The 15,835-nt window shown below is 53.6% G+C and carries 13 protein-coding genes; 4 read left to right on the top strand and 9 right to left on the bottom strand.

Features of this window, described 5'->3' with window-relative positions; all coding sequences use genetic code 11:
* The first annotated feature begins 77 nt into the window (after positions 1 to 77).
* Entirely contained in the window at positions 78 to 797 is a 720-nt protein-coding gene (locus L5470_RS06150) for an NnrU family protein (RefSeq protein ID WP_499498842.1), read from the top strand.
* Positions 798 to 972: 175 nt separating this feature from the next.
* Here the strand turns inward: L5470_RS06150 and L5470_RS06145 are convergent, their stop codons facing one another.
* Positions 973 to 1,392, bottom strand: a complete 420-nt coding sequence (locus tag L5470_RS06145; RefSeq protein WP_099799217.1) for a photosystem I reaction center subunit II PsaD — start codon at positions 1,390 to 1,392, stop codon at positions 973 to 975.
* Between the two features lie 248 nt (positions 1,393 to 1,640).
* Here L5470_RS06145 and L5470_RS06140 point away from each other — a divergent pair, with 248 nt between their 5' ends.
* From L5470_RS06140 to L5470_RS06130, 3 genes are all read left to right on the top strand, one after another.
* The gene (locus tag L5470_RS06140) at positions 1,641 to 1,859 is read left to right on the top strand and encodes a hypothetical protein (protein ID WP_198405986.1); all 219 of its coding nucleotides are present in this window, start codon (positions 1,641 to 1,643) and stop codon (positions 1,857 to 1,859) included.
* A gap of 97 nt (positions 1,860 to 1,956) precedes the next feature.
* Complete coding sequence (gene argH / locus L5470_RS06135; protein WP_499498839.1) at positions 1,957 to 3,348, top strand: argininosuccinate lyase; 1,392 nt, start codon at positions 1,957 to 1,959, stop codon at positions 3,346 to 3,348.
* A gap of 98 nt (positions 3,349 to 3,446) precedes the next feature.
* The gene (locus tag L5470_RS06130; protein WP_499498837.1) at positions 3,447 to 4,163 is read left to right on the top strand and encodes a biliverdin-producing heme oxygenase; all 717 of its coding nucleotides are present in this window, start codon (positions 3,447 to 3,449) and stop codon (positions 4,161 to 4,163) included.
* A 147-nt stretch (positions 4,164 to 4,310) separates the two neighbouring features.
* Here the strand turns inward: L5470_RS06130 and L5470_RS06125 are convergent, their stop codons facing one another.
* From L5470_RS06125 to hpsA, 8 genes are all read right to left on the bottom strand, one after another.
* Complete coding sequence (locus L5470_RS06125; RefSeq protein ID WP_099799221.1) at positions 4,311 to 5,060, bottom strand: Uma2 family endonuclease; 750 nt, start codon at positions 5,058 to 5,060, stop codon at positions 4,311 to 4,313.
* 45 nt (positions 5,061 to 5,105) lie between these two features.
* Entirely contained in the window at positions 5,106 to 6,431 is a 1,326-nt protein-coding gene (locus tag L5470_RS06120) for a TldD/PmbA family protein (RefSeq protein WP_499498835.1), read from the bottom strand.
* A gap of 92 nt (positions 6,432 to 6,523) precedes the next feature.
* A complete protein-coding gene (locus L5470_RS06115; RefSeq protein ID WP_499498834.1) occupies positions 6,524 to 7,651 on the bottom strand; it encodes an RNA-guided endonuclease InsQ/TnpB family protein in 1,128 nt (375 codons plus the stop codon).
* Positions 7,575 to 8,168: an IS607 family transposase gene (locus tag L5470_RS06110; protein ID WP_499498832.1), complete on the bottom strand. Its 594-nt coding sequence runs from the start codon at positions 8,166 to 8,168 to the stop codon at positions 7,575 to 7,577. The genes L5470_RS06115 and L5470_RS06110 overlap by 77 nt, the downstream gene beginning before the upstream one ends.
* Before the next feature lie 151 nt (positions 8,169 to 8,319).
* On the bottom strand, positions 8,320 to 8,868 hold the full coding sequence (locus L5470_RS06105; RefSeq protein WP_499498830.1) for a prepilin-type N-terminal cleavage/methylation domain-containing protein: 549 nt from the start codon (positions 8,866 to 8,868) through the stop codon (positions 8,320 to 8,322).
* 13 nt (positions 8,869 to 8,881) lie between these two features.
* A complete protein-coding gene (locus L5470_RS06100) occupies positions 8,882 to 9,874 on the bottom strand; it encodes a prepilin-type N-terminal cleavage/methylation domain-containing protein (protein WP_499498828.1) in 993 nt (330 codons plus the stop codon).
* An 18-nt stretch (positions 9,875 to 9,892) separates the two neighbouring features.
* Positions 9,893 to 10,543: a hypothetical protein gene (locus L5470_RS06095; protein ID WP_499498826.1), complete on the bottom strand. Its 651-nt coding sequence runs from the start codon at positions 10,541 to 10,543 to the stop codon at positions 9,893 to 9,895.
* A 16-nt stretch (positions 10,544 to 10,559) separates the two neighbouring features.
* Positions 10,560 to 15,626 (bottom strand): hormogonium polysaccharide biosynthesis protein HpsA, encoded by a 5,067-nt coding sequence (gene hpsA, locus L5470_RS06090; protein ID WP_499498824.1) that lies wholly within the window; start codon positions 15,624 to 15,626, stop codon positions 10,560 to 10,562.
* Positions 15,627 to 15,835 lie beyond the last annotated feature (209 nt).

The raw sequence follows: 15,835 nt of genomic DNA, 5'->3' as shown, positions 1-15,835 counted from the left end.
GACTGAGATTTCTGATCGCCCCAACGGTTAGGATCGGGGATAGCACTTACAGGTTTGCATTGGTGGAGGGTTCAGGCATGGATGCCCATACGTGGCAGACTCCGTCACAGTGGATCATGGTAGGGTTACTCCTGTTGTTTGCGATCGCCCACAGCGGCTTGGCCAGTTTGCGCCCTTGGGCCGAAAAACGTATTGGTGCGAGACTGTACCGTATCTTTTTTGCGTTGGTGAGCCTGCCGTTGGCCACGGGGCTAATTGTCTATTTCTTGGCGCATCGCTACGATGGGGTGCAACTGTGGCAACTGCAAGGGGTGCCGGGGCTATCGGCAATAGTGTGGGGGCTGTCGGCACTGTCGTTTCTCTTTCTGTATCCCGCCACCTTTAACCTGCTGGAAATTGCCGCCATCCAAAAACCCGAGATCCATCTCTACGAAACTGGCATTATCCGCATTACCCGCCACCCTCAACTCTGGGGACAGGTGATCTGGTGTGTTGCCCATACCCTTTGGCTAGGAACCTCCTTTACTCTACTGACCTCCTTGGGGCTGATTGCCCATCATTGTTTTGGCGTCTGGCATGGCGATCGCCGCTGGGAGAACCGCCATGGCGAAGCATTTCGTGCCATCAAAGCTCGCACCTCAATCATTCCCTTCAAAGCCATTTGGCAAGGCAAGCAACCCCTCCTGTGGCACGAGTTTTTGCGCCCCGCCTATGTTGGGGTTGCGGTGTTTGTTGCGTTGATCTGGTGGTTGCATCCCTATTTTTACGGCATCAGCACCGCTACAGGTGCCTTGTGAACAACCTGTTCAACGCATCAACGGCATAGCGGCACAAAAATACCCCTACGGTTGAACCATAGGGGTCATCGGTGTTGCTGAATGTGGCTATGAATTCCCTCATCCCCAACCCTTCTCCCTAGGGAGAAGGGAGCTAAGTTGACCGCACTGATGGACGGGCACTGAGGTAATCGGCCTAAGGGTCGTAGGGCTTTTTGCCACTGAACTTAAGTTGGGCAGGGTTCGGGTTCTGGCCAATTGAGCGGGGAACGGTGTTGACTGCTTCGCGACCTTGGTTCACTTTTTCTGGGAATACCCCATCTTTCGGATGGAGGAGTACCGTTTCTCCATCAGGAAAGATACGGTAAATCTTGTAGTCATTGATTTTGCGAGGACGCAGTTGCTGAGCCGCTAACGCGAGGCACTGCTCTTTGCGAGCAAGATAAACCAAATTTTCGCCTTCGCGCATTACGGCTGCCCCAGCGGTTGGCATTTCAAAAACCTGCTCTTTGGGGCTAGTCCAGGTGATCGCGTACTTTTCTTCAATGTCGGCTTTGCTGAGGAGGCCGCCAGTGCTGCCACCGTACAGCGGGGGTTGCCCAGTTAGTGTTGTCATGCGAATTTAACTCCCAATCTCCCACGAGATAGTCATGATCTAGGCATTTCAGCTAGATTCAACGGCATCGTAACATTGAAGCTGTAGCCTTGGTATAGGTTTGCGAGAAACTGTAACAGTTTGTTATTGACATCCTCCACCATCCTACAGGACGGGGCTTGCATCCCAATGGGGTTGGTCAGTGGCCGCCCTATCCCTTGGCGATCGCCCCCGCCTCCGCTAGGATAAACTTGAGTTCTGTTGCCCCTATGGATACGTACTCTATGGTCATGCCCACAGAAAACACCACCTTGATGCCCGCCACCGTGACTGTTGAGCCACAAATTCTGGTTGCGCAGAAGTTTAAGGATACCCTTGGGGATGACTTTGCCAAAGCGTGGAATAACTTTGTTGATTCCGGCCAACTTTGGGCACTGATCATTGGCCTTGCCCTCGGCTGGATATTTGGTAAGTTACTCAATTTTTAGCGTACTGTTTTAGCGTAGTGTTTAATGCCGCGGACGTCCCTATCCCCGATGGGGTAATTCATCTTGGGCATCATTCCTTTCCATCTGAGGCCAGCATGTGAGTACTCAACCGCAACCTTGGAGTCAACGCTTTGAGAGCGCTCTACATCCGGCGATCGCCCGCTTTAACGCCAGTATTGGCTTTGATATTCGCCTGATTGAGTATGATCTGACCGGTTCCCAAGCCCATGCCAAAATGTTGGCGAAAACCGGCATTATCAGCCCTGAAGAAGGGGAACGCCTGATCCAAGGCCTTGAGCAGATCCGTCAAGAATACCGTCAGGGGCGCTTTAGCCCCGGCATCGATGCCGAAGATGTTCACTTTGCCGTGGAGCGGCGCTTAACAGAACTTGTGGGAGATGTGGGCAAAAAGCTCCACACGGCTCGCTCCCGTAATGATCAGGTGGGCACGGATATTCGCCTTTATCTGCGCGCCGAAATTGATCAGATCCAGCAGCAACTGCGGCAGTGGCAGCGCACCCTCCTTGAGGTGGCCACCCCCCACGTGGAGACCCTGATCCCGGGCTATACCCACCTACAGCGGGCGCAACCCCTGAGCTTGGCACACCATCTGCTGGCCTATGTGGAGATGGCAGAACGCGACTGGCAACGCTTGGCTCAACTTCGGCAGCGGGTAAATGTCTCTCCCTTGGGAGCAGGTGCGCTAGCGGGAACCACCTTTCCCATCGATCGCCACTACAGTGCGCAATTACTCGGCTTTGCTGAACCCTATCGCAATAGCCTTGATGCCGTTAGCGATCGCGACTTTGCCATTGAATTCCTGTGCGCCGCTAGTTTAATTATGGTGCACCTGTCGCGGTTGGCCGAAGAGGTCATCCTCTGGGCATCGGAGGAGTTTGCCTTTATCCAGCTCACCGATACCTGCGCCACTGGCTCAAGCATTATGCCGCAAAAGAAAAACCCCGATGTGCCTGAACTGGTGCGGGGGAAAACTGGGCGGGTGTTTGGCCATCTTCAAGCGCTCTTAGTGGTTATGAAGGGGCTGCCCTTGGCCTACAACAAAGATCTCCAAGAAGACAAAGAAGCGATTTTTGATGCGGTGGATACCGTTACTGCCTGCCTAGAGGCCATGACCATTTTAATGGCGCAAGGGATTGTCTTTCAGCCTCAGCGCTTAGCCGCAGCAGTCAATAGTGATTTTGCCAATGCCACCGATGTCGCAGACTATCTGGCCAGTAAGGGGGTGCCCTTCCGCGAAGCCTATAACCTCGTGGGGCGAGTGGTCAAAACCTGTCTAGAGCAAGGTAAATTTCTTAAGGATTTAACCCTGCAAGAGTGGCAGGCTCTGCACCCCGCGTTTGAAAACGACATTTACGAGCGCATTGCCCCACAGCAAGTGGTGGCGGCACGGAATAGCTATGGCGGCACCGGCTTTGCCCAAGTCCGCACCGCTCTTGAGGAGGCGCGGCGACGCCTTAATGATTTTTAATGAAAAACGGTACCGCTTGCCCGTAGCCTGAGAATTAGACTGTTTTTGCGGTCGAGTTTAGATACAAAACGTTGCAAGCTCTTAAGAAGGATTCCGTAATGACTACGTCTCTAGCAACGAAATTGCGCGAAGGCACCAAAAAAGCCCATACAATGGCGGAGAATGTTGGCTTTGTGCGTTGCTTCCTCAAAGGAACGGTTGAAAAAAGCTCCTACCGCAAGCTCGTTGCCAGCCTTTACCACGTGTACAGTGCCATGGAAATGGAAATGGAGCGGTTGAAAGACCACCCCATCGTGGGCAAAATTTATTTTCCCGAACTCAATCGTAAGCATAGCCTTGAGCAGGACTTGGCCTACTACTTTGGCGCCAACTGGCGTGAGGAGGTGACTCCGTCTGCGGCGACTCAAGCTTACGTGGCTCGTATTCACGAGGTTACTACTACGGCTCCTGAACTGCTCGTGGCGCATTCCTACACGCGCTACCTCGGAGACTTATCCGGGGGGCAAATCCTTAAAGGGATTGCGGAGCGAGCCATGAACCTCCACGATGGTGAAGGCACTGCCTTTTACCACTTTGAGGCCATCAGTGATGAAAAAGCCTTTAAGCAGCTTTATCGCCAACGCTTAGATGAGCTAGCGGTGGATGAAGCGACCGCCGATCGCATCGTGGATGAAGCCAATGCTGCCTTTGGCATGAATATGAAGCTGTTCCAAGAGCTGGAAGGGAATCTGATTAAGGCGATTGGTCAATTGCTCTTCAACAGCCTCACTCGTCGCAAGCAGCGGGGCAGCACGGAACTGGCCACAGCAGAATAGTTGGTAAAGGAGAGGGAACAGGAGATAGGGAAAAGAGGAGAGTCTCTTCTCGCTCCTCATAGGCAACACTGTAGGGGCGTGGTTACCATGCCCTTCCAAGGATTACTGATGGTACAGTCTTTTTCAAAAATCGCCTTACTGGTTAAGTCAGACAGTTTCTTGTGGTGTTTCGGGCGATCGTTGAGCAAAATCTTGCGGAATCTGCTCCCGCAATTGCTGGACAAAGGCATGATGCTCTGGTGTCTGTAGCCCCTGTTGCAGAGTTGCCAGCACCAGCACCATGTCACCTGCTAGCAGTGCGGGTAAAGCCAGCCAAAGACCCGGAAACATAGGGCTACGCAGGATACCAGCAGAGTCGGGTTGCAGGGGAATATAGTCACCGTTTTGGAGGTGAAACCAGTCCAGCTTGCGATCAAGCACTTGCCACACCAAGTACTCTTGTACGCCGTTACGTCGGTAGGCACGTTTCTTATCTCGCAGGTCGATTGTGGCCGAACTGGCAGCAATTTCGATCACCAGTTCCGGTGCCCCCTCAATATAACCATCGGTGCTGAAGCGGGTTTGCCCCCCTGCACGAGGGTCAATTAACAGGATGGCATCGGGTTGGAGTTCGTTGTCCAAATCTAGCCGTACGGTAGAGTTATCCCCCAAACGAGTGCCAGGAGTTGACACCTTGTAACTCCAGAGCCAACCAATCAGGTTGGCGTGGGGTTCGGCATGGGATTCAAAGCCCGGGGGAGAGGCCATGTAGACAATTCCCTCAATCAGTTCGGCTTTTTTGACCTGGGGCATGGCGGCATAGCGCTGCTCAAATTCCCAGCGCGTCAGGGCATCACCATTTTCTAGCGGTGGCAGGGTAGGATGGGGTGGTGTAGTGTGGGAAAGGGAACGGTTCATCGTCACCTCAACAAGTTATAGGGGATACGGCACAGAAGATAGTCACTAAAGGGTGAAGTTAAAAGCTTTTACTAACATTCCGGGGACTGTGGTGCCGCCCAGCGATCGCTGCTCGTAGGTATCGGTATTGGCAATCCAGACGGGTGTGTTGGTGAAAGCGTCTAGTTGCTCGCCCCAAAAGGCGTAAAGGCTATCGTCAAAGCGCATATCCGTAATGGGGGCAACAATTTTCCCCCGCTCGACCCAAAAGCAGGCGTAGCGGGTCATGCCGGTTATGCGGCCACTGGGGCGATCGCTCCAGTTGAGGTAGTGCAAGTTACCCACGTAAAGGCCGGTGTCTAGGGCGCTGAGGCAATCCTCTGCCGCCAGTGTTCCCGGTAAAACTAGGGGCGATCGCAATCCTTCGTGGGCACTGGCACCATTCGCTTGCAGGCCGTACTCTTGGGCGGTGCGGCGGCTGATCAAGAGCGTGTGCAGGTGTCCCTGCGTAATGAGGGGCACACAGGCTGGGGCAATCTCGCCATCGGCATTAAAACGGGGAACGGTTCCTGCGGTAAAGTCTTCGTGCAAGCTGAATAGGGGCGATAGGGAGGCAGCACCATCCCGCAGCTTGGCAAGAGCACTCCCCCCTTGGCGATAACTGGCCTCACTGACGGCACCCCACGAGAGCATTCCCACCAATTCCGCCACCGCCGCCGGGGCAAAGTAGGTGCGGTAACGTCCGGGACTGAGGGAGCGCACGGGTTGGTCTAGTTGAGATAACTGCTGGCGATCGCCCTCAATTTGGGCATGATAGACCCCCTGATCCCAATGGGTACCGGCGTAGGTATTTTTAACGGCCTTGCCCGCCGCCGTAAAGAGCGAATAGTCGAGGCAAAAGGTTTCCGTTGCAAACCAGTGATCCTGACCGGCGGAATTAAAACTCCCCCGCACGATGGTGCCGCCACTGTAAATGCCAGTAAAATCTAAGTCTTGCACCGGCGTTAGGAGCGCTTCCACCGCCGCCTCAGGAGGCAACAGACAGCCCATATAGGTCTCTTGAATCGAGCCAGTATCTACCGGCGGGCTGAGGTAGGGGTCTTCCGGCAGTTGTAGCGTCTCTGAGCGCAGCGCCTCAAGCTGGGCGATCGCCCCCGCTTGATCGAGATCGCTAGTATAGGGAAACGAGCTGCTGGCCGTCCGCTGCTGGGTTTGCAGCCGCAGGGTCACCATTGCTTGCGCCACTGTGCCAATTTGGCGTACCCGTGCCCGATTAAAGCGGATGAATTGGCTCGACTCCCCCGTAAACTCAATGAACAAAGCTTCCGCAGGTTTAAGAGCTGCAAAGAGCTGGTGACTAAGCTGCTGTGCCGTCGAAAAATCAATCGTCATTTAGTCATTTAGTGTCAATTAGGGGTTGCTGAATAGGAGTATGATTTTCAGGTTTGCATCTTTTGCGACCGATACTTTTTTGCTAACATCTGTTAACAAATACACTCACGAAGTGAGGGCGTATCAACCAATGCACGAAGGAAAATCCCTCGCGCACCATTTAGATCCCTTGGCATTACCCGCCCGTCAGTTGGAGACTTGATAAATTTAGCACCACCAAGATTGTGGATTATTTCACCAGTCCAACTAACTGTTTTTGATGTGTACGCTTCATTGACATCCATCACCACTTTGTTAGACTCAAAAGCTTTATGCTTGAGAAACTGCTTAAAGCGATAATGAGATAGTGTCAGCATTTGGCGCACTGACTTTGACCTAATTCGTCGCTTTGCCTTCTTCGACATTCGGGATGTTTCAAAGGTTGGCAACAGAATAACGTCAAAGTTATCAACCAAAAATCGGGCGGTTTTCTTGTGCAGTTCATCTACAAGGTTTTTAATCTTACCTCGCAGTCTAGTCGCAGCAAGTTTCAATCTTCTTTTGGATTTACACTTAGCTTTGGCAATTTTAGAAATTACTTTATCTAGTCGAAAACAAAGTTTTTGAATTTGGATATTAGCTGAAATTCCAATTTCACCAAAGCTAGACTCCGAAAAGAAGGTAATAAACGTTCTGATGCCCGGATCTAGCGCCACGACACGTCCTTGGTTCTCGGACTGTTGCCGTGACACTTCCTCTGGTACTGTCAGGTAGTAGTCGCCATAGGCTTTTACTAATCGACAATCACCAAAGCTTTGGGGTAAGGCTTCTTTGAATGTTGCCTCACCTAAAATAGTGTGATAAATTCCCCTGTCTGAAACCGCAGATTTAGGAATGTAGCAAGACTGAATTGGGTCTTTTCTAGACCTGAATTTTACCTTGCTAATACCACCACCATTTTTAAACTTTTTCTTAGCATTGCTAACAGCTTTGCAAGCGTCCTTGATAGCAATTGACTTAATTTGATAGGGAACGGATTTACAAAAATCAGGTAATCCATTCAATATATCGGTCTTAACTGCTTTCCAATTTGCTTTAATAGTCGAATCTTGCAGTAGTTTAACCGTGGTGTTGTAGACAAACCTAGAAACACCAAACCACTGTTTAATTATTTGCTTTTGAGTTGCTTTTAGGAATATCCGGATCTTCCTTGATTTTTTTAATGTATTTCCTGAGTCCATGCATCTTACACGAGAAGACGTGGAGAATGGAGAGAAGATCCGAGGTAAGTTCTGATTCGGGACAGTGTACAGTGTTTTCGAGAACCACGATTTGTCCACCGTTTTGTTCGACCATATACTGAATGAGTTCAAACCCGAACCGGCACAGTCGGTCACGACAGGCAACAATAAGCGTGAGCTTATCTCCGCGCATAAGTCTGTCCAGTAAGGTTTGCAGTCCTTTGCGCTTGAAGTTGATTCCACTGCCGATATCTTTGATGATTTCGGCTTCTGGGTAGAGTGATTGCATGTAAGCGATTTGCCTACCAAGGTCATCTCGTTGCTTGGTTGAGCTGACACGGCAGTAGCAAACAATGGAAGCTCTAGTTGCACCGCGCAAGTAAGACTCGACGTTAAAGAGTCTTTGCCCTGCTTCGTTTCTGATGCTTTCGATCTTCCCATTATCGGCGTACTTCCTTAGTGTATTTGGGTGTAGTCCCAGCCTTTTGACTGCTTTTCGTAGTGGTACATAAGTCATACCACTATATTAGCATTCGTGAGTGTATATGATCTATTGTTATCAAAATATTAGCTTTTGGCTAACCCTCACCCTAGCTCTCTGCCAAAGGAGAGGGCACAAAAACCTTAGCTCCCTTCTCCCTGGGGAGAAGGGTTGGGGATGAGGGCAATTACGCGCACTCGCTACCCTTGCGCGATCGAATCGTGCCCAGCAGCGTGACCACTTGGACACAGCGCTGACTATTGGCGGCAGCACTCCCCACTGGCTGCAAGGTAATTTGTTGCGGTGGCGTATTGGTAATGGCCACACGACCATTAAACTCGTAGGTCAGGCGATAGATTCCCCCATCTAAGGGCAAGGTTGTTTGCGCAGCAACAATCTGCAATTTATCCGCATCATTCTCGAGCAGGTTTTGCCACTGCCACTGGGCAACAGGGGTCGTGGCGCGATTCACAGACCACTGCACCCGGTTACCCTGGGTGCGAAAGGCCACCGTCCAGCGGAGGTTTTCCCGCCGCGCTCCGGCTTGCGCGAGCCGCATCGCGGAAATGACTTCATTGACCCCCGATCGCATCCGTTGCTCGCTTAACAACGAGAACCACGACACCCCGGCCAAGCTGGCAATCAGCGCCACAAGCACCACAATAACTAGAGTTTCAATAAGGGTAAAGCCACTGTAGCGCCGCCGCACTGCCATTATGTTAGGCACCTGAGTCATGCTGAGTCCTCCTTTAGTTACCGGGCACTTTTTGATATACGCCACGACTGAGCACTGTGGTGGTTAAGACCGGCCGTACCGCTTCATCTTGGGTGCGAATGGCGGGCTTGCCCCGAGGATTGGCGCGCAGATACACAAAGGTGGSGGTGTTGAAGTTCGAGCCACGACTCTGAACACAGGCATAAAAGCTGTTTGGGGGTGAAGTGCTCAGCAGGGGAGTGCGCACATAGGCATTGATAGTAGGACTACTCACAGCCCCTTGGCAGGCAATCGGGGTGCTGGCAACATCGGTCCAGTTGCTATCAATAAAATCGGCAACGACCGGTGCGTTGGCTAGATCATTACTGGGGCTGGATGCTTGCAAGTTCGCATTGGTATTTAAATCTAACGGCCATGCCACAAAGTTTGTATTCACCGTTGGATCCACATAGCCGGGGGTTTGGGTAATTGTGGTGCCGTTGATGGTGGCATACTGGCGTAATTGATAGCGCCGTAGCCGAGCAACACCCTGCCATTGGCTATCTGCGGTTGTATCGAGGTAGTAAACCACCAGCGTGTAAGCCCGGCGGGCATTTTGAATTCGCAGGCACTGTTGATTATTGGCTGGGCAACTGGTGGGCAGCACAAAGGCAGGGTTATTATCGTAGGGCAACGGCTCTAAAATCCACATGGCTAAAATGGGGCGGATATTGGCGCCAAAGTTAGGTAAATAATTGGTAATGGGGGTGCGGCTACTGCCATTAGCGCTAGCGCACAGGCCAGCACCCTGTAAGCAGTTGCCATCATAGACAAAGGTGGCTTGGGACAAATCTGCCATAATAAAGTTCATGGCGGATTGAAGTTCTTGCCGCACCTCGTTCAGGGAGGCTTCCCGAGATTCGGTTTCAATCATGTCAATTAAAATGGCGCCCAGAGAGACCGTGATCACTGAGCCAATCAGGAACGATACCAATAGCTCAATTAGGGTAAATCCTTGGGTTGCCCGCCGCCAATGCCGCAGTTTCATCGCTCGTCTGCCTTGATTTTAGGAACATTTACTAATCGAACAAAGCGTTGTGCTCGAATCCCCCTGCACAATATCGGTGGTGATGACCGCTAAGGGTAAGCCAACATTACCAATGGAACTCGTCATGGTGGCGGGTTGCTGCTGAATGGGCGTGGCGGTACTGGGGCTGCCATCAGTAAATGTGGCGCGGTTATAGACCCGCACCTGCATTGGGTAACCAACGATGCGGTTATTGGGGCCAAAGGTGAGGGTGCCACGATACATCTGCACGACAAATTGAGCGTTATTAAAGGTGCGCAAGCAGCCTTGGGTGGCGGCTGTGGGCAACCCCATGCCGCCGCCAGTACAGGTGGTCACGGTCGTGGGAGGGGGCTGGCTTGAGAGCAGATTTGGCTCCCCCAGTGTTGCACTTACTGAGCTTTGGGGTGGAATGACGTTAGTGGTCACATTTACCCCCTGCTCCATCAGGACGCGCATGCGATCGGCTTCGGCAAGGGCAAGGGCAGTGGCTTGGGCAATGCGATCGTTTTGCACCCGCGTGGCTGCCACGAGCATAAGGGGCGCAGCTAAGGCGGCAACCGCCACATTCACGACAAGAATGGCCACAATGCACTCCACAAGGGTAAGACCGCGTTGGGCATAACGGACTGGTGTAAACACGATACCCATGGCAGAAACCTCCAGATTAGGCGGGGCAACCGGTAACGCTGGGATCTACCCTGCCGCCGCCGCCTGGGCGTTGGGCACAGCGCAGCCGCAGAATGTACGGATCATCGGCGGGCAACTCAGTGTAGTACTCGCTGCGTTGGCGGGCGGGGGTAATAAAGCGGCTAGCAACGGGCCCGGCGGGCGCTAGCTGGAGGCCAACATCGTAGCCCCAGCGCCGAGTGGGTGCACCATAGTAGTTAATGCGCTCAGCCCCATCGGCAGCACAGTTAAAGGCGGTGTTGACATCGCGACAGGCAGCGGTTGCGGGCACTTCCCACTGGTCTTGATCAAAGGGACCTGTCGCTTGGGTGGAAAAGTTGAGCTGAATAAAGGCTCCCTGAATCCAGAGGTTGCCCCATGCTTCAAGGAAGCGCGGGAAGTTATGCATGCCGCCGTAGGACTGGGTGGGGCGGGRGGGCACAACCCCGCTGATCAGCACGGCATTGACGCGAGTGTCGGCTGGGGAAATCAACGATCGCCCGTTCGTGAAATCGTAATAGGCATTGTAAGTGCGATCAACTCGCTCACCGTTAGTATGATTCACCGCCCATGGTGTGCCATTGCGATCCACAAAAATGGGGGAGCTGGGGTCAAAGGGGCTTTCCCGCAGCCAAACGGAATTCCGCGGCAGATCGGCGCTGGGGCGGTTGGCATTGAGGAACGAGGTGCGCAGGTTAGCGCTGGTGGCACAGGTCGTATAGATCGGCGTATTGGCGGGATTGTTCACCCGCGCATTGTTCGCTGTTTCTTGGGTATAGTTTGTGGCCACGTTTTCCGGTGACTCCTTGCCGTACTCTTGGATGTTATTGTTGTAGGCTTGGGCAAAGTAATCGTTGGCAGAACCATTACAGAAGTTATTCGAGAGGATGGTGACAGCATCTCCGATAATTTCTGTGGGGCGCCAGGTATCTGAGGTGGGGCGGGCAAAGCGACCGTCGAGGGTGGTGCGGTTGTTGTAGAAGCTTGTGGCATCAAAGTCGTTGGGTAGTTTTTGGGTAAACTCTTCGATGCGGTTCGCTTCGCTGGTGCTGCCATTGGTACTATGCCAGTTAAAGTGCCCTTGGATATACACAGGGTTATCACTAATAAACGACAAGCCCGCAATGTTGCGATCGGCACTAATGCCTTGGCGATCGAGGCGCACGCCATTCCAGAGGCGGAAGCCATTGGGGCGGCGCATGGGATCGGGGAAGAAGTCCACCGGTTTTGTGGAAATGCCATTGGCCGCCAATGTCGGATCGTGCGGCGCGGCTGGATTGGTATTCATCCAGTTTTGACCACTGACCGCGGGCCGAGCAATGCCATCTTCGCGCACGGCATCTTCGCGGAAGGCATAGACAATGCCCCCCATCGGCAGCCATGTGTCACCCCCAATGGGGGTACGCCGCAGCAGGTCGAGGTCGAAGTCCATTTCCCGCACGGCCATTTCCTCGCGGCCATTAAACAGGGTATTGTCCAAAAAGGCCACATTCCGGGCATTGCCCGCAAAGTCAATAATTTGATTGAGGCGATTGGGAAAACGCTGGGAATTAATGGTTACACCCGTGGCCGCCTCGTTAGGAATAAGGAACTCACCCGTATTGCGGCGGGGGTCTGCCGCAATGTCCTCAATGTCCGCCAGATCCATACCCTTGAAGATTGCGGCTAGGGCGGGATATTTAATGGCGGTGTTAAAGGTGCCGAGAATGCGTGTTAGCGCACTTGGGTCATCTGGGTTGCGATTTCCTAGATGGACAAAAACAGGGTCTTTAAAAGAAGCTCCGGAAGAGCTGCCGCCAAGGTAGCGCAGTTGGAGAGGGCTATCCTGAGTCACCACATAGCGACCCGCAAAAGTCTTTCCAAGGCGCATTTCAAGAATATCGCCCTCCTTCACGTCTGGTATGTTCAGAGTGCCGCTCACTATATCGCCTGCTTGGCTGGGAATGGTCAGCGTGCCAGTGACCGTTCCAGCTAGTGGTGGTGGCTCGTCCATGATCGAGGCGGAGGCACCTGCCAGAATCTCAGCACCAGGGAAGGGACCCGCCTGTTCAGGCGGATAGGCGTTTCGCAATTCTACCCACAGCAATTTGCCCGTGTCATCAATGCGAAAGTCTATTAACTGCATACGACCTACGCCAGCAATATAGACATCCTTGTTCTTATCATCCGGCCGGACATGAAAGTTATAGCTGGGGGCATCTTCAATCTGAACTTTGACCGGCTTGTCGTCAGCCTTGGGCATCGTAAACTGCTGGCCAATGACGAAGCCGCGCCGCACTAAACAAAAGGCATCCCATAAGTAGGGGTATTTCTCCCTAGGAATATCGCAGGTGTATTTTTCTGGGTCGCGGTCATACTTGACTTGCTCTTTGAGGGCAATGAGGCGTGCCAGCCGCGCATTGACATCATCGGCATCGGTTTCTTGGAGTGGGCGCGCTGACCAGTTCTTAATGAGGGCGCTGATGTAGGCATTGGCATCCAGATAGCCGCCACGATAGGAGAGGGTGAAATTCGGGGAAATGCCTTGGCGATAGACTTGCACAACACTCGTGGTGGGGCCGTCGCGGAGGACAAAGACTGCCCCGTTGGTTTGGGGCTTTGGTGCTGACGGGACCTGCTGAAACTCATCTAACTTGCCGATCGCCTCGTTGAGCTTTTTAAGCTGCGTTTCATCGAGGCTATCTTCATTGGGGCTATCATAGCTAAGACGCTCCAGAGTATTAACACTGTGGGCGAGCATCCCTAGCATACAGGCCGCTGTTTGCTTGGTGCTTTGGTCGGCCAAGCTATTGTTGCCGTAGGTGGGGTCGAGGGCACGGGCAAGGTTAGAAAAGTTACCGGCACGGGTACGCACAGGGTCGGGGTGAATTTGGCCTGCTTCTTGACGCGCTGGAAAGGCACCCAGCATGCCGGTGCCATTTTGGCTTGTGTCAGCGGCATAGGCCACTAAGTTGGCCAGTGCCTGCTGCATCGCGGGGGTGTTCGGGTCAGGGGGAATAAACTCCCAGCCGTTGGTGCCGCGGCCAGTAAAGAAGTCAAAGAACCGAAACCAATCAGGCAGGATTACCCCAGCGTACTGGTTAAACATAATGCTGCGCAGCGCTGCTTGGGGGGTACCGTGGTGGTGGGTGGTGGCGAGGCAGGCAACGGGTTGGTAACCGCCGGTATCTTGGCCAGGATAGGGCTGCACAAAGGGATCGGGAATGCTGGAGTTAATAGTGGTGCCCGCCGCTTTGTAGTGGTAAATGGCGGTGGCTTGCACGGCGGCGAGGTCATCGCGCAGGGTGCGATGCTGGTAAAACTCGTTGCGGCGGTTGTTGCTGGCAGTGTTGCCTGCGGGCGGGTCGAGGGGTTTACCGAGTTCAAGACGTTCACCCACAATCACCCGTAGCCCTTCTTGGCGGGCGCGGCGCTCCCAGTAACCATCGAGGCCGACTTCGGTGCGGCGATCGACCTCGGCAGAGGCGGGGACGGTATTGCGCAGCAGGAGTTGGTTAGTGCTGGGAATTTGGCTGCCAATTAGGGTGCCGGGCGGCACGACGCGATCGGCAAATTCTGCGGCTACGGCAGGATCATTCTCAAGGGCATCGCGAGTAACGTTGGCATAGACCGGTTTAGGCCCGTAGCGATCGTCGGCGCGGTAGGTATCATCCACGTAGGGCTTTGAGACCTGCTGGTTCGAGAAACGCCCTGTGCCGCCGCTGTCTGCTGGACCATAAAACTGCTGGTTCCAGTTGCTCGCCCGAAAACTGGCGTTACTGGTGTCTGTCGCACGCGAACGACTGCGATCTTGAGTTACAATCAGCACCGGATTCAGGGCGAGTTGGGCCGGTTGGCTAACGGAATCGACAACAGAGTCACGGCTGGCTCGAAACTGCGTATTTTGGCCGGGGGGGTCGCTATCACCAGTGGTGTAGGGGCTGGCTGGTGGCTCGCGGTAGGAGTGCACCGTGGTGATGCCGTTGGTGTTATTGTCCCGCAGGGTACCGGCAATAAACTGTCCTTGGAACACGGGTTCTGTGGTATTGCCATCGCGATCCATGTCGTAAATATCCGGAACCTGGGCGGCGGTAATTTCTGAGGCGGCACGGGTATAGATGCAGGAGTTGGGGGAGCTGACAAGATAGGCGGTGAAGTTGTTGCCGCCACCCACAAAAATACTCCCCTCTGTGTGTATGGCACCATTCCAGCGGAAGGGCGGCCCTGGAAAAATTTCAAGGTCATTGCGGAACCATGCCCCCCACTTATTGCCGCGATCTAACTCGCGCTCTTGCACAAAATCAAGGGTGGCAAGGGYTTGACCGCCATTGCGGTTTTCATAGACAAAGGCGTTGACCTGAAAGTTCTTGCGCAAACTAGCGGTGCCAATACTATCCCACCCTGCTTCTGCGCTGCCAGCGGCGGTGCCACCCACACTGGCACACTGACCACCCGCTTCAGCAATATTCAGAGCGCGGTTACGGGTGACTAAGGCGGCGGCTTTGGCGGCATCGCTTTGGTTGATTTGGGTATCGTTGGGGCGGGTCATCAAAATGGAGTAGGCGACAATGGAGTTGGGGGTGGGCTGAAAGACCCACGCGTTATCCACCGCGCCATCGCCATTGATGTCAATTCGCTGTTCGTCGGCAAGGGTGTAGGGGTCAGGGTTTGCGCCCTCGTTGAGCATCAGTTCCTGTAGCCGCGCCTCGCCGGGTACCCCACTGGGACGGCGGGGTTCGCGGGTAAAGAGGTATTCCAGTTTGGCTTTGGCACGGTCAATGGCCGGGGTGGCGGCGTTGAGGACTTGAATATCTTGACGTTCGCCGGCCACTTGGCTGGTGCGATTCAGGGTGCGCAGCATCAGGGCACCCACCGTTAGGGTCAGCACCAAGATAACGATGATGGCGGTGGGCAACACAAAACCGGCTCGGCCAAAGCGCGCGGGTCGCCCTCGGCGTTGTCGCAGCACTGGCGAAAGGCGACGCTGTAACCACAGCCGCAGTTGATAGAAAAGATGGCGAATGCTGCGAATCAGCTTGCGATACTGCCGTTTAGAGAGGCCAAAGCGTCGGTGCTGCTGAGTCATAGGGTAACCTTATGAAAGACAAGCAAGGAGCGGTGATCGGAACCGGCAAGGGTTTACTTTAGTGTGGTTATTTTTTCTTAAAAAATTTCATGGTGACGGTGGGCTCTTCATAAAATTTTACTTTTTGTGGTTTAGGGGTGAGCGTCTCAGGGGATGTTGCCCTTGATCGCGTGCCACCCGCCAAGAATCTTGGATATGCCGCAACACTA

This window comes from Synechococcus sp. PCC 6717, assembly GCF_022698185.1.
Lineage (GTDB): Bacteria > Cyanobacteriota > Cyanobacteriia > Thermosynechococcales > Thermosynechococcaceae > Thermosynechococcus > Thermosynechococcus lividus.
Note: the sequence above shows the minus strand (reverse complement) of the source record. Positions and strands in the feature narration are given on the sequence as shown.